General features: G+C 60.7%; 20 protein-coding genes. 13 read left to right on the top strand and 7 right to left on the bottom strand.

Translation table 11 applies throughout. From position 1 onward, the window contains the following. Positions 1–99 precede the first annotated feature (99 nt). Entirely contained in the window at positions 100–546 is a 447-nt protein-coding gene (locus PMI25_RS03585; protein ID WP_007966541.1) for a response regulator, read from the top strand. Between the two features lie 243 nt (positions 547–789). Here PMI25_RS03585 and PMI25_RS03580 read toward each other — a convergent pair whose 3' ends face one another. Further along, on the bottom strand, positions 790–2,967 hold the full coding sequence (locus PMI25_RS03580; protein ID WP_007966539.1) for a malate synthase G: 2,178 nt from the start codon (positions 2,965–2,967) through the stop codon (positions 790–792). Positions 2,968–3,573: 606 nt separating this feature from the next. On the opposite strand from PMI25_RS03580, the gene PMI25_RS03575 reads away from it, so the two are divergent. Continuing rightward, positions 3,574–4,092, top strand: coding sequence for a glycine cleavage system protein R (locus PMI25_RS03575; RefSeq protein WP_007966538.1), 519 nt, complete (start codon positions 3,574–3,576; stop codon positions 4,090–4,092). A gap of 223 nt (positions 4,093–4,315) precedes the next feature. Here PMI25_RS03575 and rarD read toward each other — a convergent pair whose 3' ends face one another. The 5 genes from rarD to PMI25_RS03550 form a co-directional block, all read right to left on the bottom strand. Then, positions 4,316–5,203, bottom strand: a complete 888-nt coding sequence (gene rarD, locus PMI25_RS03570; RefSeq protein ID WP_007966537.1) for an EamA family transporter RarD — start codon at positions 5,201–5,203, stop codon at positions 4,316–4,318. A 162-nt stretch (positions 5,204–5,365) separates the two neighbouring features. Continuing rightward, positions 5,366–6,340, bottom strand: a complete 975-nt coding sequence (locus PMI25_RS03565; RefSeq protein ID WP_007966536.1) for a serine/threonine protein kinase — start codon at positions 6,338–6,340, stop codon at positions 5,366–5,368. A gap of 182 nt (positions 6,341–6,522) precedes the next feature. Beyond that, entirely contained in the window at positions 6,523–8,424 is a 1,902-nt protein-coding gene (locus PMI25_RS03560; RefSeq protein ID WP_007966534.1) for a PhoX family protein, read from the bottom strand. Between the two features lie 70 nt (positions 8,425–8,494). After that, a complete protein-coding gene (locus PMI25_RS03555) occupies positions 8,495–9,259 on the bottom strand; it encodes a TOBE domain-containing protein (RefSeq protein WP_007966533.1) in 765 nt (254 codons plus the stop codon). 187 nt (positions 9,260–9,446) lie between these two features. Continuing rightward, positions 9,447–10,181: a ComF family protein gene (locus PMI25_RS03550; protein ID WP_007966532.1), complete on the bottom strand. Its 735-nt coding sequence runs from the start codon at positions 10,179–10,181 to the stop codon at positions 9,447–9,449. Between the two features lie 91 nt (positions 10,182–10,272). Between PMI25_RS03550 and bioB the strand changes: the two genes are divergently transcribed. The 9 genes from bioB (at position 10,273) to PMI25_RS03505 (ending at position 20,822) form a co-directional block, all read left to right on the top strand. Then, a complete protein-coding gene (gene bioB, locus PMI25_RS03545; protein ID WP_007966530.1) occupies positions 10,273–11,328 on the top strand; it encodes a biotin synthase BioB in 1,056 nt (351 codons plus the stop codon). Between the two features lie 172 nt (positions 11,329–11,500). Then, the gene (bioF, locus tag PMI25_RS03540) at positions 11,501–12,679 is read left to right on the top strand and encodes an 8-amino-7-oxononanoate synthase (protein ID WP_007966528.1); all 1,179 of its coding nucleotides are present in this window, start codon (positions 11,501–11,503) and stop codon (positions 12,677–12,679) included. Next, positions 12,672–13,403 carry an alpha/beta fold hydrolase gene (locus PMI25_RS03535; RefSeq protein ID WP_007966525.1) on the top strand — a complete coding sequence of 244 codons (732 nt, stop codon included), beginning with the start codon at positions 12,672–12,674 and terminating at the stop codon, positions 13,401–13,403. Before bioF ends, PMI25_RS03535 begins: the two co-directional genes overlap by 8 nt. Then, complete coding sequence (gene bioC / locus PMI25_RS03530; RefSeq protein ID WP_045121968.1) at positions 13,396–14,208, top strand: malonyl-ACP O-methyltransferase BioC; 813 nt, start codon at positions 13,396–13,398, stop codon at positions 14,206–14,208. The genes PMI25_RS03535 and bioC overlap by 8 nt, the downstream gene beginning before the upstream one ends. Further along, positions 14,205–14,885, top strand: a complete 681-nt coding sequence (gene bioD, locus PMI25_RS03525; protein WP_007966523.1) for a dethiobiotin synthase — start codon at positions 14,205–14,207, stop codon at positions 14,883–14,885. The genes bioC and bioD overlap by 4 nt, the downstream gene beginning before the upstream one ends. Before the next feature lie 108 nt (positions 14,886–14,993). Beyond that, on the top strand, positions 14,994–15,290 hold the full coding sequence (locus tag PMI25_RS03520) for a hypothetical protein (RefSeq protein ID WP_003228898.1): 297 nt from the start codon (positions 14,994–14,996) through the stop codon (positions 15,288–15,290). A gap of 276 nt (positions 15,291–15,566) precedes the next feature. Further along, entirely contained in the window at positions 15,567–17,372 is a 1,806-nt protein-coding gene (locus PMI25_RS03515) for a phenylacyl-CoA dehydrogenase (protein ID WP_007966522.1), read from the top strand. Between the two features lie 192 nt (positions 17,373–17,564). Beyond that, positions 17,565–18,854 (top strand): GGDEF domain-containing protein, encoded by a 1,290-nt coding sequence (locus tag PMI25_RS03510; protein ID WP_007966521.1) that lies wholly within the window; start codon positions 17,565–17,567, stop codon positions 18,852–18,854. 189 nt (positions 18,855–19,043) lie between these two features. Next, entirely contained in the window at positions 19,044–20,822 is a 1,779-nt protein-coding gene (locus PMI25_RS03505) for an acyl-CoA dehydrogenase C-terminal domain-containing protein (protein WP_007966520.1), read from the top strand. A gap of 227 nt (positions 20,823–21,049) precedes the next feature. Here PMI25_RS03505 and PMI25_RS03500 read toward each other — a convergent pair whose 3' ends face one another. After that, on the bottom strand, positions 21,050–21,979 hold the full coding sequence (locus PMI25_RS03500; RefSeq protein ID WP_007966519.1) for a LysR family transcriptional regulator: 930 nt from the start codon (positions 21,977–21,979) through the stop codon (positions 21,050–21,052). A 169-nt stretch (positions 21,980–22,148) separates the two neighbouring features. On the opposite strand from PMI25_RS03500, the gene PMI25_RS03495 reads away from it, so the two are divergent. Both PMI25_RS03495 and PMI25_RS27915 read left to right on the top strand, forming a co-directional pair. Next, the gene (locus PMI25_RS03495; RefSeq protein ID WP_007966518.1) at positions 22,149–23,432 is read left to right on the top strand and encodes an aspartate aminotransferase family protein; all 1,284 of its coding nucleotides are present in this window, start codon (positions 22,149–22,151) and stop codon (positions 23,430–23,432) included. A 196-nt stretch (positions 23,433–23,628) separates the two neighbouring features. Next, positions 23,629–23,787 carry a YqaE/Pmp3 family membrane protein gene (locus PMI25_RS27915; RefSeq protein ID WP_003228885.1) on the top strand — a complete coding sequence of 53 codons (159 nt, stop codon included), beginning with the start codon at positions 23,629–23,631 and terminating at the stop codon, positions 23,785–23,787. Positions 23,788–23,907: the final 120 nt, after the last annotated feature.

Below are 23,907 nucleotides of genomic sequence, written 5' to 3'. Positions count from 1 at the left end.
GCCACTTGGAAAAAAATCCGACGAAGTGCACATTGAAGCTCTGCTTAGCGATGTCTGACGACTGTGCCAGGTGACTGAATTGAAAACGTAGAGATTGCCATGTCCGACCACGATATTTTGAGCGACGCCGAGCGTGAAGCGCTCAGCGCTGTAATGCTCGAACCCGATTTGCCGCCGCAGCGTGTGCTGATCGTCGATGACGACAAGGACGCCCGGGAGCTGTTGTCGGAGATTCTCGCGTTGGATGGCATTCACTGCATGACCGCGGCCAGTGGCGAAACCGCACTGAAGATGCTCGCGGAAAAACCCTCGATAGGCCTGGTGATCACTGATCTGCGCATGGGCAACGTCGGTGGGCTGGACTTGATCCGTCAGGTACGCGAGTCGGTACGGGCAGCGATGCCGATCATCATTGTTTCCGGCGATGCCGATGTAAAAGACGCCATTGCGGCGATGCACCTGAGCGTGGTGGATTTCCTGCTCAAGCCGATTGATACGGCGAAATTGCTGGGGCTGGTCAAACACGAATTGGGCATTGATCCGTAATCGTGTTTAACCGCTACCCTTGTTGCGAGGGAGCTTGCTCCCGCTGGGCTGCGAAGCGGCCCCAAACCCTGCATCCACATTAATCCTGACACATCGCATTCGCTAAAATTACGACGGCTGCGCCGCCGAGCGGGAGCAAGCTCCCTCGCCACAGGGGATTACTGCCTGCTTGGGATCTCAATCCAAACAAAAAAGCCCTGATCGCAAGATCAGGGCTTTTTCATGTCCGGCAGTCAGCGCAGGTTACAGGCCGTTGGCCTTCTTGAACTCGCGACGACGACGGTGCAGCACCGGCTCGGTGTAGCCGTTCGGCTGTTTGGTGCCTTCGATCACCAGTTCGACCGCCGCCTGGAAGGCGATGTTGCTGTCGAAGTTCGGTGCCAGCGGACGGTACAGCGGGTCGTTGGCGTTCTGCCGGTCAACCACCGGCGCCATGCGCTTGAGGCTTTCCATCACTTGCGCTTCGGTAACGATACCGTGGCGCAGCCAGTTGGCGATGTGCTGGCTGGAGATCCGCAGCGTTGCGCGGTCTTCCATCAGGCCGACGTCATTGATGTCCGGCACTTTCGAACAACCGACACCCTGGTCGATCCAGCGCACCACGTAACCGAGAATGCCCTGGGCGTTGTTGTCCAGTTCGTTCTTGATCTGCTCCGGGGTCCAGCTTGGGTTGACCGCCAGCGGGATGGTCAGAATGTCGTCCACCGAAGCGCGGGCACGCTTGGCCAGTTCGGCCTGACGGGCGAACACGTCGACCTTGTGGTAGTGCAACGCGTGCAGCGCAGCAGCGGTCGGCGACGGTACCCAGGCGGTGTTGGCGCCGGCCAGCGGGTGAGCGATTTTCTGTTCGAGCATCGCCGCCATCAGGTCGGGCATCGCCCACATGCCTTTACCGATTTGTGCACGACCTTGCAGGCCGGTGCTCAGACCGATATCGACGTTCCAGTTCTCGTAGGCGCCGATCCACTTTTCGGCCTTCATGTCGGCCTTGCGCACCATCGGCCCGGCTTCCATGGAGGTGTGGATCTCATCGCCCGTGCGGTCAAGGAAACCGGTGTTGATGAACACCACGCGCTCGCTGGCCGCCTTGATACAGGCCTTGAGGTTGACCGTGGTGCGGCGCTCCTCGTCCATGATCCCGACTTTCAGCGTGTTGCGTTTCAGGCCCAACACGTCTTCGATGCGACCGAACAGCTCGTTGGTGAACGCCGCTTCTTCCGGGCCGTGCATTTTCGGTTTAACGATGTAGACCGAGCCGGTACGCGTATTGCGACGCGAGGTGTTGCCATTGAGGTTGTGCATCGCTGCCAGGCAAGTGACCAGACCGTCGAGGATGCCTTCCGGCACTTCGTTGCCGTTCTTGTCGAGGATCGCGTCGATGGTCATCAGGTGGCCGACGTTGCGCACGAACAACAGCGAACGGCCGTGCAGGGTCACTTCACCGCCGTTCGGTGCGGTGTAGGTGCGATCCGGGTTCATGGTGCGGGTGAAGGTCTGGCCGCCCTTGGCGACTTCTTCGGACAGGTCGCCCTTCATCAGGCCGAGCCAGTTGCGGTAGATCACCACTTTGTCGTCGGCATCGACGGCGGCCACGGAGTCTTCGCAGTCCATGATGGTGGTCAGGGCTGCTTCCATCAGAACGTCTTTGACGCCGGCAGCATCGGTCTGGCCGACCGGGGTGCTGGCGTCGATCTGGATTTCGAAGTGCAGACCGTTGTGTTTCAGCAGCACGGCAATCGGCGCGTTGGCATCGCCCTGGAAGCCGATCAGCTGTGCATCGTCACGCAGGCCGGTGTTGCTGCCGCCCTTGAGGGAGACCAGCAGTTTGCCGTCAGCGATCTTGTAACCGGTGGAGTCGACGTGGGAGCCGGCCGCCAGTGGCGCCGCTTCGTCGAGGAAGGCACGGGCGAAGGCGATGACCTTGTCGCCACGCACTTTGTTGTAGCCTTTGCCTTTTTCCGCGCCACCGTCTTCGCTGATGGCGTCGGTGCCGTAGAGGGCGTCGTACAGCGAACCCCAGCGGGCGTTCGAAGCATTGAGGGCGAAGCGGGCGTTCATCACCGGGACCACGAGTTGCGGGCCGGCGGTACGGGCGATTTCATCATCGACGTTTTGCGTCGTTGCCTGGAAATCAGCCGCTTCTGGCAGCAGATAACCGATTTCCTGCAGGAAGGCTTTGTAGGCCACGGCGTCGTGCGCCTGGCCGGCATGTTCCTGGTGCCAGGCATCAAGACGAGCCTGGAAGTCATCGCGTTTGGCGAGTAGGGCTTTGTTCTTCGGCGCCAGGTCGTGAATGACCTTGTCGGCACCTTCCCAGAATTTTTCGGCGGTGAGGCCGGTACCGGGAATGGCTTCGTTGTTCACGAAGTCGAACAGGACTTTGGCGACCTGCAGGCCACCGACTTGAACGTGTTCAGTCATTGCTTGCCTCACTCTGCTCAGCTATTTCGCTTTTCAGCTCTTCAATTTAACAATGAAGCCTCTGGCCATTTAAACCACAAACCTTCCGACCAGTACATGCCATTGCTGGCGGCTGGGCTGGGACCAATCAACGGCTTGGGGGCCTTGCTGACGGGGCTTTCAAGGTTGCGAACGTGCCTTGGGCAGACATCGATCCAGCGTTATGTAGTGCGCGCCGAGGCATACTACATGATGCGTTGCGCTTGTGAAAATCAGACTAATAACGTCGTTCTGCGACCTCATGACGCATTGCGGTCACGTCGCGGAACGGGATGTTCTCAAAAAACCATCGGATTGTTCCAGCTAAATATAAAAAGTTGTACACATAAATTATGTGCGGCTTCCATTCAGCTTCGATGAGCCTGCATTTGTGGCGAGGGAGCTTGCTCCCGCTCGGGTGCGAAGCACCCGCAAAAGATATGACTGACTGAAGAGGGCGTCCTGCGGCCGCCAGCGGGAGCAAGCTCCCTCGCCACAGGTGTTGTTCACTTGAGCATGGCGGCTGAATGTCGACGCTTGCCTATACTTGCCTTTCTATAACAAAAGTCATGACAAGAGGGCGGTGCCATGGACCATCTCGTACTCACTGTGTTTGCGCCGGACAAGCCCGGGCAGGTCGAGCGCATCGCCCAATGCATCGCCGAGCACGGCGGCAACTGGCTGGAAAGCCGCATGTCGCGGATGGCCGGGCAGTTCGCGGGGATTCTGCGGGTGGGTGTACCGGCGGAGGCTTACGACGAATTAGTCGATTCCCTACAGGCACTGTCGGCACAAGGCATTCGCGTACTGATTGCCGAGAGTGGCATTGAGCAGTCCTGCACCTGGAAACCGATTGCCATGGAACTGGTGGGCAATGACCGCCCGGGCATCGTGCGCGACATCACCCGTTTGCTCAGTGAGCAGGGGGTGAACCTCGAACGCCTGGTGACCGAAGTGCGCCCGGCGCCGATGAGCAGCGAGCCGTTGTTCCACGCCGAAGCGATTCTGGCAGTGCCGCTGACCCTGTCGCTGGATGTGCTGCAATCGCGCCTGGAAACTCTGGCCGATGACCTGATGGTCGAACTGGTGCTACGCACAGACGTTTAACCGCTGTCCGGGTTATCCAGTTTTTACATGCACCTGCCTGTGGATAACCTGTAGAGACCGGGCGCAACGCCACGCTGGCCGTGGCTTTCCGGAAGTTGATCAAAAAACCGCCAGCATTCAGTGACTTGCGCACAAACGGCGGGGATCACGCTGTGGATAACCTTGGGAAGGAACGTTGCAGACCACGAGAACCGTGGCCTGCGAAGCTTTGTGCGTTTTTTGATCAGCTGCGCCGGCGCAAGCTGATCACCGCATCGACGCTGTAAACGGCCAGACCGGCCCAGATGAAGATGAACGCGATCAGCGTGCTCGACGACAAGTGCTCACCAAACAGCAGCACCGCCTGCAGCAGCACCAGGGTTGGCGCGGTGTACTGGAGGAAACCGATGGTGGTGTAGGGCAGGTGACGGGTGGCAGCGTTGAAACAGACCAGCGGGATGAGCGTCACAGGACCCGCCGCGACCAGCCACCAGGCTTGGGAAGTGGTCCAGAATTCCGGTTGTGCGCTGGTTGCGGTCTGGTTGAACAGCAGCCAGGCCACGGCAATCGGTACCAGCATCCAGGTTTCCACCACCAGCCCCGGCAAGGCCTTGACCGGCGCCTGTTTGCGGATCAAGCCGTAAAAACCGAAGGTCATCGCCAGCACCAGCGAGACCCACGGCAGACTGCCGACCTGCCACACCTGCTGCGCCACGCCGATGGCCGCCAGCCCCACGGCGACCCACTGCATGCGCCGCAGGCGTTCGCCGAGAATCAACATTCCCAGCAACACGTTGACCAGCGGGTTGATGTAGTAACCGAGGCTCGCTTCGAGCATGCGCCCGTTGTTCACCGACCACACGTAGGTCAGCCAGTTGGCCGCGATCAGGGTGCCGCTCAGGGCCAGAATCGCCAGACGCCTGGGGTTGTCGAGCAACTCGCGCAACCAGCCCGGATGCTTCCACACCATCAGCAGCAAGGCGCCGAACAGCGCCGACCACAACACGCGGTGAATGATGATCTCGACAGCGGGGACTTCGGCGATGGCCTTGAAGTAAATCGGGAACAGGCCCCAGATGATGTAGGCACTCAGGCCCAGAATGTACCCGCGACGCGGGTTGGCGGCTTGCATGCAGAATCCTTGCTTAGGCAGCTGACAAAGCAGGGATTGTAAGGAGGTTGTATAGATGTGTCGTGCCAGAAAGCAAAAAGATCGCAGCCTGCGGCAGCTCCTACAGGGGGAACGCATTCCCATGTAGGAGCTGCCGCAGGCTGCGATCTTTTGATCTTTAAATCAGAACAACTTCAAAGGTTCTTCGTTGAGCGCCGACAGCTGTTCGCGTAGCGCCAACACCTGATCCCCCCAATACCGCTCCGTACCAAACCACGGAAAGCTGTGCGGGAACGCCGGGTCATCCCAGCGCCGCGCCAGCCAGGCGCTGTAATGCATCAGGCGCAGGGCGCGCAGCGGTTCGATCAGCGCCAGTTCGCGCGGGTCGAAATCATGGAATTCGTTGTAGCCATCCATCAGCTCCGAGAGCTGGCCGAGGCAATCCTGACGGTCGCCCGCCAGCATCATCCAGATGTCCTGCACCGCCGGGCCCATGCGGCAGTCGTCGAGGTCGACGATGTGGAACATCTCGTCGCGGCACATCATGTTGCCGGGATGGCAGTCGCCGTGCATGCGGATGTTCTGGTGCGGGGTGTTGGCGTAGGCATCTTCCACGCGCTTGAGCAGATCGCGGGCGACGGACTCGTAGGCCGGCAGCAGGCTCTTGGGAATGAAGTTGCCTTCGAGCAAGGTGTTCAGCGAGGCGTGGCCGAAGTTCTGCACGGCGAGCGCTTCGCGGTGTGCGAACGGCTTGGTGGCGCCAACGGCGTGGATGCGCCCGAGCAACTGGCCGAGGCGATACAGCTGATCAAGATTGCCCGGCTCCGGCGCCCGCCCGCCACGACGCGGAAACAGGGTGAAACGGAAACCGGCGTGCTCGTGCAGGGTCTGACCGTTGTGGATCAGCGGCGCCACCACGGGAATCTCGACGTCGGCCAGTTCGAAGGTGAACTGGTGTTCTTCGAGGATGGCTTCGTTGGTCCAGCGTTGCGGACGGTAGAACTTGGCGATCAGCGGTTCGGAGTCTTCGATGCCGACCTGGTAGACGCGGTTTTCGTAGCTGTTGAGCGCCAGAATGCGCGCGTCACTCAGGAAGCCAATGCTTTCGACGGCATCGAGCACGAGATCGGGTGTGAGGGTTTCAAACGGGTGGGCCATGCTGACTCCTGCGCGCAGCAGGCTGCCGCGTCCGGCCCAGCATGGTAGCGCAGATGGCAGCGGGGGAGGTGGCTGGTGTCTGGGAGGACGCTATCGCTGGCAAGCCAGCTCCCACAAAGTCTTGCACTATTTTCAAATTAGCGCAGAACCTGTGGGAGCTGGCTTGCCAGCGATTAGGCCTGTCAGGCGCCGACTATTCCGCCATCCTCCCGGGTAATCGCCATCACCGAGGAGCGCGGCTTGCCGTTCGGCAGATGCTCGGGGAAGGTCGAGCCGCCGTTTTCGCCCGGATGCTGAATCCCGACAAACAGGGTTTTCTGATCCGGCGAGAAGCTGATCCCGGTGACTTCGCAACCAATCGGCCCGACCATGAAGCGGCGAATCTCGCCGGTCTTCGGATCGGCACAGAGCATCTGGTTGTTGCCCATCCCGGCAAAGTCTCCGGCGTTGCTCGAATCGCCATCGGTGAGAATCCACAAGCGCCCGGCCTTGTCGAAGCCCAAACCGTCCGGGCTGTTGAACATGTTCTGCGGGGTGATGTTCGACGAGCCACCTTTCGGCGTACCGGCGTGCACGCCCGGGTTGCCGGCGACCACAAACAGATCCCAGGCAAACGTCTTCGACGCGTGATCGTCGCGGTCGGTGCGCCAGCGTAGGATCTGCCCGTAGACGTTCTTCTCGCGCGGGTTCGGCCCGCCCACCGGCTGCCCGTCTTCGCCGCGCTTGGCGTTGTTGGTCAGGGTGCAATAAACCTGGCCGTCCTTCGGGCTGACCACGATCCATTCCGGGCGATCCATACGCGTGGCGCCGACCACACTGGCGGCGAGGCGGGCGTGGATCAGCACTTCGGCCTGATCGGCGAAACCGCTGCTGGCGTCGATGCCGTTCTTGCCGTGAGTTAGTTCGATCCACTGGCCCTGGCCTTTCGGGTGATCTGGATTGCTGTCACCGTTATCGAACTTCGCCACGTACAGGGTGCCGTGGTCGAGGATGTCGCGGTTGGCTTTCGCATTGCGATGGTTGATGCGGTCGCGGCTGACGAACTTGTAGATGAACTCGCCGCGTTCGTCGTCGCCCATGTAGACCACGGCGCGACCGTCATCGGTCTCGGCCAGTGCGGCGTTTTCATGCTTGAAGCGACCCAGCGCGGTACGTTTGACCGGGGTCGATTGCGGATCGAACGGATCGATCTCGACCACCCAGCCGTGACGGTTGAGTTCGTTGGGGTTCTTGGCCATGTCGAAGCGCGGGTCGAACGGGTGCCAGTTGATCTCACGGCTGGCGGCTGACACGCCGTAGCGCTTCTGCGCCGGGTCGAACTGCTGCTGGGCGTTGCTGCTGCCAAAGCAATCGGTGAAGTTTTCTTCGCAGGTCAGGTAGGTGCCCCACGGCGTCTTGCCGTTGGCGCAGTTCTGAAAGGTGCCGAGGACCTTCTTGCCGTGCTTGTCGGCGGCCGTCTTCATCAGCTCATGACCGGCTGCCGGGCCACTGATGCGCAGCGGCGAGTTGCCGTGGATGCGGCGGTTGTAGCGCGAGCCCTGGACGAACTGCCATTGGCCGTTCCTGCGCTGCACTTCGATCACCGACACACCTTCGCAGGCCAGCGCCTTGCGCACGTCTTCGGCCGACTGCGGCATGCCGCCGTGCGGGTAGAGGTAGCGGTAGTTGGTGTATTCGTTGTTGATCGCCATCAACGCGCGGTTTCGGTCGTCGGGGAATTCGAACAGGCTCATGCCGTCGTTGTTGTCGCCGAACTGCACTTCCTGTGCGGCGGCGGTGCCATTGCCGCTCGGGTCGAACGCCGGGCCGTTCTTGTGCAATGGTTGACCCCAACTGATCAGCACCGAGGACTTGTAGCCCTTGGGCAAACTGATGACATCGGTGGTCGCGGCGGGAATGCTCTCGAAACCGAGCAGGCGGCTGTTGCCGGCGCTGATGCCGGTGGCCAGCGCGCTGCGGCTCAGCAGGTTACCACCGAGAAACATGGCGGCGCCGCACAGCGCGCCGGCGCTGATGAAACCGCGACGGCTGAGGCCGACCATCTTTTCCAGGTCAGTCGATTGGTTTTCTTCTAATAGGCTCACATCAGGCTCCCTGCTTGGTTTTGGCAGCCACCTTAATGAGCGTCGATTACGCTTTCGTTGCAGCGCCTGATTACAGCGGCGTGCCGATCAGCACATTGGACGGCGAGAACTGCACCTGCACCGGTTGCTCGACACGAAGCCCGCGGGTGCGAAGTTGCAGCGGCTCCGCCAGAGCGCAGAGCGTCTGGCCGTTGGGCAGGGTGATGCGCACTTCGCTGGGGCCGTCCTCGGCATCGAGAATGGCTTCGATGGTGCCGCTCAGAAGATTGTGTCCAGATGTTGCAGTTTGCTCCGGGGCTAATAATTCAAGCCAGCCAGCCTTGATCAAGGCCACGACTTCGGTGCCCGGTTGCAGTTCCAGGTGCACGGTGCTGTCATGGGTGATCTGCGCGTTTATCCACAGGCCTTCGGCCAGTTCGAGGCGGATCAGGTCATTGCGGCCCTGGCCCTCGATCGCCACAACTTTGCCGTGCAGCTGGTTGCGCGCGCTGGTACGCAGCATCAATCGCCCGAGCAGATCAAGGTCGCTGGCATCTTCGGCGGCTTCCAGCACCTGCGCCTGCAAGGCCTGCAGCTTTTGATACAGACGCAGCACCCGCTCACCTTCGCTGGACAGTTTGGCACCACCGCCGCCCTTGCCACCGACGGCGCGCTCCACCAGTGGCTTTTGCGCCAAGTTGTTCAGCTCGTCGATCGCATCCCATGCCGCTTTGTAACTCAGCCCGGCGCTTTTCGCCGCGCGGGTGATCGAGCCCTGTTCGGCAATGTGTTGCAGCAGGGCGATGCGCTGAGGACGGCGGACGATGTGCTGGGAGAGCAGGCTGGGCAGGGACATGGATGGGTGCTTTTTTGCTGTGGCGGTGGAGAGTGAAGTTGGCGGCTTGCGACGCATCAGTCAAGCCAAACACAGTGCCCTTGTAGGAGTGAGCCTGCTCGCGATGGCGGTGGAACAGTCAGCATCAATGTTGGCCGTGATTGCGCTATCGCGAGCAGGCTCATTCCTACAAGGGATTGTGTCGGTTTCAATTTCCGGGTTTTGGCGTGCGCGCCAGGCAATACACGTCAACTCGCGCCGCCCCTGCATCCCGCAGCAGTCGCGCCAGTGCCTGGGCCGTGGCTCCGGTAGTCAGCACGTCATCGATCAATGCGAAGTGCCGACCTTTCACTTCAATGCCGGGCGCCAGGGCGAAGGCGTGACGCAAATTGCGTTTGCGCGCCTTGGCGTCGAGGTCCTGCTGGGCACTGGTGTCGTGGATCCGCCGCAAAGCATGTTCCTCAAACGGCAGATCCAGCTGTTGGCTCAACCAGCGCCCCAGCATCGCCGCTTGATTGAAGCCGCGTTTGCGCAAGCGTTTGTTCGCCAACGGCACCGGCAACAACACGTCGGGTTGCGGCAAACCTTCATCGAAGCGATGTTGCAGGTATTGTCCGGCAACGTCGGCGAGCAAGTGACCAAACGGCCATTTCGCGTTGTGTTTAAAACGCGTAATCAGACTGTCCACCGGGAAGTCATAACGCCAGGGCACCACCACCTGTTCGAACGCCGGCGGCTCTAGCAGGCATTCGCCGCAGGTCAGGCCGGCGGCCGGCATAGGCAAAGCGCAAGTCTGGCAATGGTCGCCAAGCCAGGGCAGATCGGTTTCGCAGGCGACGCAAATTGGCATTTCTGCTTCTGCAGGTTCATCGCACAGCAAGCATGTCTGTACGTTTTTTAAACAGATGTAAACCTGTTGTTCGTCTCGTGGTTGACAGCGCATGGCTCTTCCTTAAATATGCCGAACATCCGTGTCGCGCCTGTGGGTATTCCGTTCCCGCAGCCGCCAGCCAAGCATAACCAAGGAACTGCCCATGAGCGCCAGCACCTCTGCCACCCTGCGTCACGACTGGTCTTTAGCCGAAGTCAAAGCCCTCTTCGTACAGCCATTCAACGACTTGCTGTTCCAGGCGCAGACGGTGCACCGCGCACATTTCAACGCCAACCGCGTGCAGGTTTCCACGCTGCTGTCGATCAAGACCGGCGCCTGCCCGGAAGACTGCAAGTACTGCCCGCAGTCCGGTCACTACAACACCGGCCTGGAAAAAGAGAAGCTGATGGAAGTGCAGAAGGTCCTCGAAGAGGCTGCCCGCGCCAAAGCCATCGGCTCGACCCGTTTCTGCATGGGCGCTGCGTGGAAGCACCCGTCGGCCAAAGACATGCCGTACGTGCTGAAAATGGTCGAAGGCGTGAAAGCCATGGGCCTGGAAACCTGCATGACCCTCGGTCGTCTCGATCAGGAACAGACCGAAGCGCTGGCCAAGGCTGGCCTCGATTACTACAACCACAACCTCGACACCTCGCCTGAGTTCTACGGCAGCATCATCACCACCCGCACCTACAGCGAGCGCCTGCAGACCTTGGCCTATGTGCGTGAATCGGGGATGAAGATCTGCTCCGGCGGCATTCTCGGCATGGGCGAGTCGCTGGACGACCGCGCCAACCTGCTGATTCAACTGGCCAACCTGCCGGAGCATCCGGAGTCGGTGCCGATCAACATGCTGGTGAAAGTGGCCGGCACGCCGCTGGAAAACGCCGAAGACATCGACCCGTTCGACTTCATCCGCATGCTCGCTGTCGCGCGCATCCTTATGCCGCAATCCCACGTGCGCCTGTCCGCCGGCCGCGAAGCGATGAACGAACAGATGCAGGCCCTGGCGTTCTTCGCCGGTGCCAACTCGATTTTCTACGGTGACAAACTGCTGACCACCGCCAACCCGCAGGCCGACAAGGACATGCAACTGTTCGCGCGCCTGGGCATTCAGCCGGAAGCGCGCGAAGAGCATGCCGATGAGGTGCATCAGGCTGCGATCGAGCAGGCGTTGGTGGAGCAGAAGAGCAGCGCGCAGTTCTATAACGCTGCGGTGTAAAAGCCTGCGCGGATACCTCTGAATGAATGCAACCCCCCTGTGGGAGCGAGCTTGCTCGCGAAAGCGTTGCTTCAGTCGACATTGATGTCGGAAGTGCAGGCCTCTTCGCGAGCAAGCTCGCTCCCACAAGGATTGCGTTCAATTTGATATTTGTAATCTCACCGAGGCCTGCATGTCTTTCGATCTCACCGCACGCCTTGCTGCCCGCCGTGCCGAAAACCTCTATCGCCAGCGGCCGCTGCTCGAGTCCCCGCAGGGGCCTGAAGTGGTGGTTGACGGGCAGCCGTTGCTGGCGTTCTGCAACAACGACTATCTGGGCCTGGCCAATCACCCGCAAGTGATCGAAGCCTGGCGCGCCGGTGCCGAGCGCTGGGGCGTCGGTGGCGGAGCGTCGCATCTGGTGATCGGCCACAGCGGCCCACATCACGCGCTGGAAGAAGCCCTCGCCGATCTCACTGGCCGGCCGCGTGCGCTGTTGTTTACCACTGGCTACATGGCCAACCTCGGCGCGGTCACGGCGCTGGTCGGGCAGGGCGATACGGTGCTGGAGGACCGGCTCAATCACGCCTCGTTGCTGGATGCAGGCCTGCTGTCCGGCGCGCGTTTCAATCGTTACCTGCACAACGACGCCGACAGCCTGGCCAAGCGTCTTGAGAAGGCCACCGGCAATACGCTGGTGGTCACCGATGGTGTGTTCAGCATGGATGGTGATCTTGCTGACTTGCCGGCGCTGGCGCGCGAGGCCAAGGCCAAAGGCGCGTGGCTGATGGTCGATGATGCCCATGGCTTCGGCCCGCTCGGCGCCACTGGCGGCGGGATCGTCGAGCATTTCGGCTTGAGTCAGGACGATGTGCCGGTGCTGGTCGGCACTCTCGGCAAGGCGTTCGGCACGGCGGGTGCTTTCGTCGCCGGCAGTGAAGAGCTGATCGAAAGTCTGATCCAGTTCGCCCGGCCCTACATCTACACCACCAGCCAGCCGCCGGCGCTGGCCTGTGCGACGCTGAAAAGTGTGGAATTGCTGCGCAGCGAACACTGGCGTCGTGAACATTTGCAGACGCTGATCCGCCAGTTCCGCCACGGCGCCGAGCAGATCGGTCTGCATTTGATGGACAGCTTCACGCCGATCCAGCCGATCCTGATCGGCGACGCCGGTCGAGCCGTGCGCCTGTCGCAGCTGCTGCGCGAACGCGGTTTGATGGTCACGGCAATCCGTCCGCCTACCGTCCCGGCGGGCAGTGCACGCCTGCGGGTGACCCTGACCGCCGCCCACAGCGAAGCGCAGGTGCAGCTATTGTTGGAAGGACTGGCCGATTGTTTCGCCCAACTGTCGTCGGAGCCAAGCCATGCGTGATTGCCTGATTCTGCTGCCCGGCTGGGGCCTCGGTATTTCGCCGCTGGAGCCTCTGGCCGCGGCGTTGCGGGGGCTCGATGAACATCTGCATGTCGAGATCGAACCGTTGCCGAAACTTGATTCCAGCGACTTGCAGGACTGGCTCGACGAACTCGATGAACGTATCGCTCAGGACGTGTGGCTGGGCGGCTGGTCGCTGGGCGGCATGCTTGCCTCTGAATTGGCGGCACGGCGCGGCGAGCGTTGTTGCGGGCTGCTGACACTGGCGAGCAATCCGTCCTTCGTTGCTCACGAACAGTGGCCGAGTGCGATGCCCGGCGAGACGTTCGATGCGTTTCTCGCCGGCTGCCAGGTAGATCCGCGGATAACCCTCAAGCGTTTCTCGCTGTTGTGTGCCCAGGGTGCACAAGACCCGCGCGGCTTGTCGCGGCTGATGCTCGGCGGTGCGCCGAATGCGGCGCCCGAGACCTTGATGGCCGGGCTGGAATTGCTCGCACAACTCGATACCCGTGAAGCGTTGCAGGCGTTTCGCGGCCCGCAGTTGCACCTGTTCGCCGGGCAGGACGGCCTGGTGCCGGCGGAAGCGGCGGGGGCGTTGTTTGCGCTGTTGCCGGATATCGAAATTGGTCTGATCGAACAGGCCAGCCATGCATTTCTTCTGGAGGACCCCCATGGCGTGGCGGGTGCGATCCAGGCTTTTCTACACGAGTGCGGTGATGACTGATTTGTCTTTTGTTGCGCTGCCTGGCGGCTTGCCTGACAAGCGCCAGGTGGCGGCCTCGTTCTCGCGCGCAGCGGCCAGCTATGACAGCGTTGCCGAGTTGCAGCGCGACGTCGGTTCACAGTTGCTGCAGCGTTTGCCGGCGGATTTTGTGCCGTCGCGTTGGCTGGATCTGGGCTGCGGCACCGGTTACTTCACTCGCGCACTGGCCGAGCGATTTGCCGAGGGTCAGGGGCTGGCGCTGGATATCGCCGAGGGCATGCTCAACCACGCACGGCCATTGGGCGGTGCGCGGCATTTCATCGCCGGTGATGCCGAACGCCTGCCGCTGCGGGACGCGACCTGTGACCTGATCTTCTCCAGCCTCGCCGTGCAGTGGTGCGCGGACTTCGAATCGGTGCTCAGTGAAGCACTGCGCGTACTGAAACCCGGCGGGATTTTCGCGTTTGCTAGTCTTTGTGTCGGGACGTTGTACGAACTGCGCGACAGCTGGCGTCAGGTCGATGGGCTGGTGCACGTCAATCGCTTCCGCGAGTTCGCCCGGTATGAGCAGTTGTGTGCGGCCAGCGGCTTGCGGGCACTGAGTCTGCAGAATCAGGCGCACGTGCTGCACTACTCGGATGTGCGCAGTCTGACCCACGAACTCAAGGCACTCGGCGCGCACAATCTCAACCCCGGTCGGCCAGGTGGCTTGACCGGACGCGAGCGGATTCTTGGGTTGGTCGAGGCTTACGAGCAGTTCCGTCAGGCACATGGATTGCCGGCGACTTACCAGGTGGTCTACGCCGTGTTGGAGAAACCGTTATGAGTGCAGCCTATTTCATCACCGGGACTGACACCGATGTCGGCAAGACCACCGTGGCTGCGGGTTTGCTGCATGCTGCGCGCTCGGCCGGGCTGAGCACGGCGGCAGGGAAACCGGTGGCGTCGGGTTGCGAGGTAACGCCCAAGGGTTTGCGCAACGCCGACGCGCTGGCGCTGTTGGCCGAATGTTCGGTGCCGCTGACTTATCAACAGGTCAATCCGGTAGCTTTCGAGCCAGCCATCGCGCCGCATCTGGCAGCGCGTGAGGCCGGTGTCGCGTTGACGGTGCAATCGCTGCTGGCGCCGATGCGCGAAATTCTGGCGCTCAATGCCGATTTCACCTTGATCGAAGGCGCGGGGGGCTGGCGGGTGCCGCTGGCGGATCAGGACAATCTGTCGGATCTGGCCATCGCGCTGAAGCTGCCGGTGATTCTGGTGGTGGGCGTGCGGCTGGGCTGTATCAGTCATGCCTTGCTGACGGCAGAGGCGATCGCGCGTGATGGCCTGCAACTGGCCGGTTGGGTGGCGAATATTATCGATCCGAAGACCTCGCGGCTGGAAGAAAATCTGGCGACGCTGGCCGAACGGCTGCCGGCGCCTTGTCTGGGGCGCGTGCCGAAACTCAAGGCGCTCAGTGCCGAAGCGGTGGCAGCCCACTTGCAACTCGATCTGCTGGATTAATGCTTTTGGCTATGACAGGGCACTGTGCCATCAGTATTTTTGACGGGTGTTTTTCTGGCGCCTCTGCTTCAATGGCAACCATTGATCCTTCCCAAGGATGAGAACTCCATGGAAATCTCCGGTAACACAGCTTTTTATGCGGGTTTGAGCACCATTCAGACTGGGCAGAACCGTGTCGATCAGGCGGCCAGCCAGATCGCCAACAACACCATCGAGCGTTCTGTCACCAGCCAGTCTTCCGAGGCGCAGGTTGATCGTCTGCGTGGTATCGACCGCAGCCAGCAGATGGATCCGGGCAGTGCGATGGCCGAGATGGCTCAAGGCAAGTTTCAGGTGGAGCTGGGCACCAAGGTCGCCAAGGCTTCCGATGAAATGCTCGGTACGATCATCGATACGTTTGCCTGACTTTTCACCCTCATTGTTTGCCGAACGCCGCGCCCTGTCGCGGCGTTTTTCGTTGTAAGTCCTTCTCCCTCACCTAATCTTTTTCTATCGCCCATGCCGCTTCGCGGTTCATGACAGTTTGCTGTGTCCGTGATTTGAAAGAGCCGATGACGAACGGCAAAAGATCGACGCTTGACAAGATTTAGGCGTAAACGTATGTTTCAAACAACTGTTTGACCGTCACAACAAATCAACACGGTCGTTCATTCCCGGTTACATCAGCAGAGGTTTATCGCTATGCCTGACTACAAGGCCCCCTTGCGTGATATTCGCTTCGTTCGTGACGAATTGCTCGGTTACGAAGCGCACTATCAGAGCCTTCCAGCTTGCTCCGAAGCAACGCCGGACATGGTTGACGCCATTCTCGAAGAAGGCGCCAAGTTTTGTGAGCAGGTACTGGCACCGCTGAACCGCGTGGGCGACCTCGAAGGCTGCACCTGGAGCGAGTCCGGTGTGAAAACCCCGACTGGTTTCAAAGAGGCCTACAAGCAATTCGTCGAAGGCGGCTGGCCAAGCCTGGCCCATGACGTCGAGCACGGCGGTCAAGGCCTGCCGGAGTCGCTGGGTCTGGCTGTGAGTGAAATGGTCGGTGAAGCCAACTGGTCGTGGGGCATGTACCCAGGCCTGTCGCACGGCGCGATGAACACCATCTCCGAGCACGGCACCCCTGAGCAGCAAGAAGCCTATCTGACCAAACTGGTCTCCGGCGAGTGGACCGGCACCATGTGCCTGACCGAACCGCACTGCGGCACCGACCTGGGCATGCTGCGCACCAAGGCCGAACCTCAGGCCGACGGTTCCTACAAAGTCTCCGGCACCAAGATCTTCATCTCGGCCGGTGAACACGACATGGCCGACAACATCGTCCACATCGTACTGGCCCGCCTGCCGGACGCTCCGGCTGGCACCAAAGGCATTTCCCTGTTCATCGTTCCAAAATTCCTGCCGAACGCCGATGGCACCCTCGGTGCGCGCAACGCAGTGAGCTGCGGTTCGCTGGAACACAAGATGGGCATCCACGGCAACGCCACTTGCGTGATGAACTTCGACGGCGCCACCGGTTTCCTGATCGGCCCGGCGAACAAAGGCCTGAACTGCATGTTCACCTTCATGAACACCGCACGTCTGGGCACTGCGCTGCAAGGTCTGGCCCACGCCGAGATCGGCTTCCAGGGTGGCCTGAAATACGCTCGTGATCGCCTGCAAATGCGCTCCCTGACTGGCCCGAAAGCGCCGGACAAAGCCGCTGACCCGATCATCGTGCACCCTGACGTACGCCGCATGCTGTTGACCATGAAGGCATTCGCCGAAGGCAACCGTGCGATGGTGTACTTCACCGCCAAACAGGTCGACATCGTCAAATACGGCGTCGACGAAGAAGAGAAGAAGAAGGCCGACGCACTGCTGGCCTTCATGACGCCGATCGCCAAAGCGTTCATGACCGAAGTCGGTTTCGAATCCGCCAACCACGGCGTGCAGATCTACGGCGGCCACGGCTTCATCGCCGAGTGGGGCATGGAGCAGAACGTTCGCGACAGCCGCATCTCGATGCTGTACGAAGGTACCACCGGTATTCAGGCACTCGACCTGCTGGGCCGCAAAGTGCTGATGACTCAAGGCGAGGCCCTGAAAGGCTTCACCAAGATCGTCCACAAGTTCTGCCAGAACAACGAAGGCAACGAAGCCGTCAAAGAGTTCGTTGCACCGCTGGCTGCACTGAACAAAGAGTGGGGCGAGCTGACCATGAAGGTCGGTATGGCAGCCATGAAAGATCGCGAAGAAGTCGGCGCGGCCTCTGTGGACTACCTGATGTACTCCGGTTACGCCTGCCTGGCCTACTTCTGGGCTGACATGGCGCGTCTGGCTGCTGAAAAACTGGCTGCCGGCACCACCGACGAGGCCTTCTACACCGCCAAGCTGCAAACCGCGCGCTTCTACTTCCAGCGCATCCTGCCACGTACCCGTACCCACGTGGCCACCATGCTGTCGGGCGCCAACAACCTGATGGACATGAAAGAAGAAGACTTCGCACTGGGCTACTAAGCCTTAACGTGGTCTGACGAAAACCGCTGCTCCCTTGGGGGCAGCGGTTTTTTTGTTTCCGAATCGCTCAGAAACCCGGGTTTTCTGCCGTTAAAGAGACTGCGTGTGATCTGGATCACATTGTGTGTGCTTAACTGGCCACATTGCAGGCACAATGCCATCTCTTTGATATGACGGGTCGGAGCTTTACCCTTGCCGCGTTCTTCCGCTGTACGTTTCAGTCATTTTCTACCTTCACTGCTGTTGTTGCTCGCGGGGTTGGCGGCTGCGTACGTCAAAGACCTCAACGTGTTCTTCACTTCGCTATTCAATGTGCTGCCGACTCTGGTGCTGCTGTTGGGCGGCGCCTACTGTGCGGTTTACCGACGTCAGCGCGAGCTGTTTCTGATGCTCACGGTGTACATCGCCTACTTTCTGCTCGACACCCAGACCGACTATTACCGCGACAACGGCAAAGTCCGCGAGGACGCCGCCGTGGTGTTCCACCTTGTTTGTCTGCTGTTACCGCTGCTGTTCGGGCTGTTCGCCGCGTGGCAGGAACGTACCCATTTGTTCCAGGACATGGTCGCGCGCTTCGCCGTGTTGCTGGCCTTTGGCAGTGTTGCTTTGGGGCTTGAACAAAGTTATCCGCAGGCGCTGCTGTTGTGGCTCTCGGAAATTCGCTGGCCGGCGCTGCACGGCGCCTGGATGAGCCTGATCCAGCTGTCCTATCCGGTATTTCTCTCGGCATTCCTGCTGTTGGCCTGGCAATACTGGCGCAACCCGCGCCCGCTGCATGCAGCACAACTGGTCGGCCTGCTCGGGGTGTTCTGGATGCTGCCGAAAACCTTCATCCTGCCGTTCACCCTGAACATCATGTGCAGCCAGGTGATGCTGATGATTGCCGCTGCCGTGGCGCACGAGGCCTATCAAATGGCCTTCCGCGATGAACTCACCGGTCTGCCGGGCCGTCGCGCGCTCAATGAACGGATGCAGCGCCTGGGGCGCAACTATGTGCTGGCGATGAGCGACGTCGATCACTTCAAGAAATTCAATGACACCCACGGTCATGACGTCGGTGACCAAGTACTGCGACTGGTCGCCAGCAAGCTGTCAAAAATCAGCGGTGGCGGTAGGGCGTATCGCTATGGTGGTGAGGAATTTGCCTTGGTGTTTGCAGGCAAAACCCTCGAAGAGTGCATGCCGCACCTTGAAGTGATCCGTGAGTCGATTGCCTCCTACAACATCCAGTTGCGCAATCAGGAGAACCGCCCGCAGGACGACCAGCAAGGGCGCCAGCGCCGTAGCGGCAGTGGCGCTTCCAGTGTGTCGGTCACGGTCAGTATTGGCGTCGCCGAACGCGTTGAGCAGCGCACCCCGGAAGAAGTTCTCAAGTCCGCCGACCAGGCGTTGTACAGCGCCAAGGGCGCCGGGCGTAACTGCGTCATGGCGTTCGGACAGAACCGTCGCGGCGCGGTGCGGATGGACAGCGCCGCTGGCTGAATCAAGCCACGCTTCATCACTCAAAAGCCCGCTGATTGCGGGCTTTATTTTATCGCTGAATGCCGATGACCAAAAATAACAAATCAGTCACCGGTTGACCCTATGTGTCGCAAAAGTTGTTGAGGTACACTCGGCCTCAACGAAAACACTCTTCCACGAATCACCTGTTTAGATCTTGCGAGGTTTGCTATGGCTGACTACAAAGCGCCGCTGCGCGATATGCGCTTCGTCCTCAATGAAGTATTCGAAGTCGCCAAACTCTGGGCCGAACTGCCGGCGTTGGCCGAGACTGTCGACGCAGAAACCGTAGAAGCCATTCTCGAAGAAGCCGGCAAGGTCACCAGCAAAAGCATCGCCCCCCTGAGCCGCGCAGCCGATGAAGAAGGCTGCCACTGGAAGGACGGTGCCGTCAGCACCCCGGCCGGTTTCCCACAGGCCTATCAGACTTACGCCGAAGGCGGCTGGGTCGGTGTCGGTGGCGATCCGGCCTACGGCGGCATGGGCATGCCCAAGGCTGTTTCGGCTCAAGTAGAAGAGATGGTCAACTCCGCCAGCCTGTCGTTCGGCCTGTACCCGATGCTGACCGCCGGCGCCTGCCTGTCGATCAACGCCCACGCCAGCGAAGAACTGAAAGCCGCGTACCTGCCGAACATGTACGCCGGCATTTGGGCCGGTTCGATGTGCCTGACCGAGCCGCACGCCGGCACCGACCTGGGCATTATCCGCACCAAGGCCGAACCGCAGGCCGACGGTTCCTACAAGGTCAGCGGCACCAAGATTTTCATCACCGGCGGTGAGCACGACCTGACCGAGAACATCATTCACCTGGTGCTGGCGAAACTGCCGGACGCACCGGCTGGTCCGAAAGGCATTTCGCTGTTTCTGGTGCCGAAGTTCATGGTCAATGCCGATGGCAGCCTGGGCGCGCGCAATCCGGCCAACTGCGGTTCGATCGAACACAAGATGGGCATCCAGGCGTCCGCGACCTGCGTGATGAACTTCGATGAAGCTGTGGGCTATCTGGTCGGGGAGCCGAACAAGGGCCTGGCGGCGATGTTCACCATGATGAACTACGAGCGTCTGGGCGTCGGCATTCAAGGCCTGGCCAGCGGCGAGCGTTCCTATCAGAACGCTGTCGAATATGCGCGCGATCGTCTGCAAAGCCGTTCGCCGACCGGCGCGCAGAACAAGGACAAGGTTGCTGACCCGATCATCGTCCACCCCGACGTGCGTCGCATGCTGCTGACCATGAAAGCCTCGAACGAGGGCGGTCGCGCCTTCTCCACTTACGTGGCGATGCAACTCGACACCGCCAAGTTCAGCGAAGACGCGACCACCCGCAAGCGCGCAGAAGATCTGGTCGCGCTGCTGACCCCGGTGGCGAAGGCATTCCTCACCGACCTGGGCCTGGAAACCACCGTCCACGGCCAGCAGATTTTCGGCGGCCACGGCTACATCCGCGAGTGGGGCCAGGAGCAGCTGGTGCGTGATGTGCGCATCACCCAGATCTACGAAGGCACCAACGGCATTCAGGCGCTGGACCTGGTCGGGCGCAAGATCGTCGGCAGCGGTGGCGCGTTCTACAAGCTGTTCGCAGACGAGATCCGCCACTTCACCGCGACCGCCGGCGCTGAGCTGGGCGAATTCACCAAGCCGCTGAACGATGCCGTCAGCATCCTCGACGAGCTGACGGCGTGGCTGCTGGATCGGGCGAAAACCAATCCGAACGAAATCGGCGCAGCCTCGGTCGAATATTTGCAAGCGTTCGGCTACACCGCTTATGCCTACATGTGGGCACTGATGGCGAAAGCCGCGCTGGGCAAAGAAGCGCAGGACGATTTCTACGCCAGCAAGCTGGGCACCGCACGCTTCTATTTCGCCCGACTGCTGCCGCGTATCCACTCGTTGAGCGCGTCGGTGAAGGCGGGTAGCGAGTCGCTGTTCCTGCTGAATGCTGAGCAGTTCTGATGATGTAACGTCATGTAAGCATTCTCTTACATGACGTGCTGCTGTTCTCCCATAGGCGTGGATTGGATCCACAGCTAATCTACAACTCATGGACGTCGCGCAGGAAGCGCAAAGCAACAACACGGACACGTAGGATTCTGCCAGGATGGCGGAGTGAAATGGATGTCAGGGAAACAGTCTGCAAAGCCCCGCTTCGGCGGGGTTTTCTTTTGCCTGCAGAAAAGTTTTCAGGCCAGCGGATCCAGTGGCGGCGTGGCTTTAAGCAGTTTGTCCTCACGCTGAATCACTTCTTCCAGCAATGTGCGCAGCAACGCCAAAGACGCCTGTTGACGCTGCACGTCGCGGCATACCAGTCCAACCTTCAGCGGCACCCGTGGTTCGCTCAACGGCTTCCACAGCAGATCCTGCTCGTCGTATTCCCTCTGTGAGCGCCCGGGCAGCACCGTCGCCAGTCTGGTGTGCGGCAGACTGTCGAGAATCCCCAGCATATTGTTCAGCTCGGCCTGCACCTGCGGGCGCCGACCCAGGCTTGTGAGCTGCGCCTGCCAGATCTGCCGGATCTGAAACTCTTCGCCCAGCAGCAACATCGGCAATTCCGCAGCCTGCCGCATCGAGACTTTCTTGAATTCACGCAGCGGATGATCCGCCGGGATGACCAGCGTCAGCTCATCTTCATACAGCATCACGCCATGCAGCCCCGGTTGGCGCGGCGGCAGGTAGCTGATGCCGATGTCCAGCGAGCCGTTGAGCAAACGGCGCTCGATCTCCAGGCCCGTCAGTTCATAGATCTGCACCACAAGATGCGGCTGCGCCTTGCGCACCCGTTCGAGCATTTGCGGCACGAGGCTGGTGTGCACGGTTTGCAGTACGCCGATCGCCAGCGTGCGCAAGGCCTGCCCCTTGAAGTTGCCCAGCGCTTCCCGCGCCCGCTGCAAACCGTCGAGCAGCGGCAGGGCGTGGTTGTACAGCGTGTGCGCGGCGAGGGTCGGTAGGAGACGCTTGCTGCTGCGCTCGAACAGCGTGACGTCGAGGTTCTGTTCGAGCTGGCGAATCTGCTGCGACAGCGCCGGTTGCGAGATCGACAGGCGTTCGGCAGCGCGGCCGACATGGCCCTCTTCGTAGACCGCGACGAAATAACGCAGTTGTTTGAAATCCATAAGTAATGCTTATCGAAAATGCTGGTAAATCGAAATGGCCCGAAGCCGTCAGTGAGCCTAGTCTAACCGCAATCACAAGGCTTGCAGGGCCAGAGAGCGCGATGAATAGCGTTTGCTTCGATAGGATTTGCATAGGCGGTTCAAAAAACCTCAAACGAGGTTTTTTTCAATGAATCTGTTCAGTCTGCGGCGTCAGGCGCCGAGTCTCGATGACCTCGCTTTCGAGGCCGGTCCACCTCAGGCAGGCGACAGCCTGAATGCCGAGCGACTGATGCCCAGCGTTGAACGCCCGCAACAGGTGTTCGTGCGCGGCCAGGGCTCCTGGTTGTGGGACAGCAATGACCGCGCCTACCTCGACTTTTCCCAGGCCGGCGGCGCCAACAGCCTCGGCCATAGCCCCTCGGCACTGGTCAAAGCCATCGCCAGCCAGGCTCAGGCGTTGATCAATCCCGGGTTCAATCTGCACAACCGCGGCATGCTCAGCCTTGCCGAACGCCTGTGCGCCAGCACCACCAGCGATCAGGCTTACCTGCTCAACAGCGGCAGCGAAGCCTGCGAGGCAGCGATCAAACTGGCGCGCAAGTGGGGCCAGCTGCATCGTGGCGGCGCGTCGCGGATCATTGTTGCCAGACAAGGCTGTCACGGCCGTAGTCTGGCGACGATTTCCGCGTCGGACAGTTGCAACCTGCACAACCGCTTTGCACCGTTGCTGCCCGGTTTCGATCTGGTGCCATTCAATGACTTGCCAGCGTTACATGCCGCCGTCGATGCGCAAACCGTGGCAATCATGCTCGAACCGATCCAGAGCGATGCCGGAGTGATTCCTGCTACCGAGCATTACCTCAAGGGTGTCGAACGGCTGTGCCGCGAGCTGGGCATTCTGCTGATCCTCGACGAAGTGCAGACCGGTATCGGCCGCTGCGGCAGTTTGCTCGCCGAGCAATCCTACGGTGTGCGCGCCGATATTGTCGTACTCGGCAAGGGCCTCGGTGGTGGTGTGCCGCTGGCAGCGCTGTTGGCCCGAGGCAAGGCCTGCTGCTTTGATGCGGGTGAACTGGGCGGCACTCATCATGGCAACGCACTGATGACCGCGGCCGGTCTGGTGGTGCTCGATAGCGTGCAGGACCGCAGCTTCCTCGAACAGATCAAAGACAACGGTCAGCACCTGCGCGAAGGTCTGGCTCGATTGGCACATCGCTACGGCCATGGCGAATTGCGCGGGCGAGGGCTGTTCTGGGGGCTGAGCCTGTCAGAGGATTGCGCCGATGCCGTGGTCAGTGCCGCCCTGCAGGAAGGACTGCTGCTCAACGCGCCGCAAGCCGACTGCCTGCGTTTCACCCCGGCACTCAGCGTCAGCAAGGCCAATATCGACGAAATGCTCCTGCGCCTGGCTCGCGCCTTCTCGCGAGTGCGTACCGCGCAACTGCAATGCCGCAAAGGGATTGCCGTCTGAGCTGAAGTTTCCTGCCCTATTTCAAGAACCGTCTCGCGGTATAACGCACGCCTCACGCCTGATTCTTTTGGCGTGGGGCGTTTTTTTATGCCCGATGGTGGCGATCAAACGGCGTTTGCGGTGAACCCTGACGAACGGCGCAGGTCGATTAGCTTGTATGGCTCATGTGAGCCAACCCCCATTCAGGAGCTGACCCATGGACTTCATTCGTATCATCATCGCCATTCTGTTGCCGCCACTGGGTGTGTTTCTGCAGGTCGGATTTGGCGGGGCGTTCTGGCTGAATATTCTGCTGACGCTGTGCGGTTATATCCCGGGGATCGTGCATGCGGTGTACATCATCGCCAAGCGCTGAGTATTGCCCAGTCAGATAAAAAGCTATCGCGAGCAGGCTCACTCCTACAGGAGATTTGTGTTGTGAACACGGTCAACTGTAGGAGTGAGCCTGCTCGCGATAGGGGCACCGCTATTTTGA

The sequence above is a fragment of the Pseudomonas sp. GM30 genome, from assembly GCF_000282275.2.
GTDB lineage: Bacteria > Pseudomonadota > Gammaproteobacteria > Pseudomonadales > Pseudomonadaceae > Aquipseudomonas.
This window is presented reverse-complemented; position numbering and strand designations above follow the sequence as displayed.

Bases quoted from the DNA above. Each gene is read 5' to 3' on its own strand.
- PMI25_RS03585 (WP_007966541.1), top strand. From the start codon at position 100: ATGTCCGACCACGATATTTTGAGCGACGCCGAGCGTGAAGCGCTCAGC.
- PMI25_RS03580 (WP_007966539.1), bottom strand. From the start codon at position 2,967: ATGACTGAACACGTTCAAGTCGGTGGCCTGCAGGTCGCCAAAGTCCTG.
- PMI25_RS03575 (WP_007966538.1), top strand. From the start codon at position 3,574: ATGGACCATCTCGTACTCACTGTGTTTGCGCCGGACAAGCCCGGGCAG.
- rarD (WP_007966537.1), bottom strand. From the start codon at position 5,203: ATGCAAGCCGCCAACCCGCGTCGCGGGTACATTCTGGGCCTGAGTGCC.
- PMI25_RS03565 (WP_007966536.1), bottom strand. From the start codon at position 6,340: ATGGCCCACCCGTTTGAAACCCTCACACCCGATCTCGTGCTCGATGCC.
- PMI25_RS03555 (WP_007966533.1), bottom strand. From the start codon at position 9,259: ATGTCCCTGCCCAGCCTGCTCTCCCAGCACATCGTCCGCCGTCCTCAG.
- PMI25_RS03550 (WP_007966532.1), bottom strand. From the start codon at position 10,181: ATGCGCTGTCAACCACGAGACGAACAACAGGTTTACATCTGTTTAAAA.
- bioB (WP_007966530.1), top strand. From the start codon at position 10,273: ATGAGCGCCAGCACCTCTGCCACCCTGCGTCACGACTGGTCTTTAGCC.
- bioF (WP_007966528.1), top strand. From the start codon at position 11,501: ATGTCTTTCGATCTCACCGCACGCCTTGCTGCCCGCCGTGCCGAAAAC.
- PMI25_RS03535 (WP_007966525.1), top strand. From the start codon at position 12,672: ATGCGTGATTGCCTGATTCTGCTGCCCGGCTGGGGCCTCGGTATTTCG.
- bioC (WP_045121968.1), top strand. From the start codon at position 13,396: ATGACTGATTTGTCTTTTGTTGCGCTGCCTGGCGGCTTGCCTGACAAG.
- bioD (WP_007966523.1), top strand. From the start codon at position 14,205: ATGAGTGCAGCCTATTTCATCACCGGGACTGACACCGATGTCGGCAAG.
- PMI25_RS03520 (WP_003228898.1), top strand. From the start codon at position 14,994: ATGGAAATCTCCGGTAACACAGCTTTTTATGCGGGTTTGAGCACCATT.
- PMI25_RS03515 (WP_007966522.1), top strand. From the start codon at position 15,567: ATGCCTGACTACAAGGCCCCCTTGCGTGATATTCGCTTCGTTCGTGAC.
- PMI25_RS03505 (WP_007966520.1), top strand. From the start codon at position 19,044: ATGGCTGACTACAAAGCGCCGCTGCGCGATATGCGCTTCGTCCTCAAT.
- PMI25_RS03500 (WP_007966519.1), bottom strand. From the start codon at position 21,979: ATGGATTTCAAACAACTGCGTTATTTCGTCGCGGTCTACGAAGAGGGC.
- PMI25_RS03495 (WP_007966518.1), top strand. From the start codon at position 22,149: ATGAATCTGTTCAGTCTGCGGCGTCAGGCGCCGAGTCTCGATGACCTC.
- PMI25_RS27915 (WP_003228885.1), top strand. From the start codon at position 23,629: ATGGACTTCATTCGTATCATCATCGCCATTCTGTTGCCGCCACTGGGT.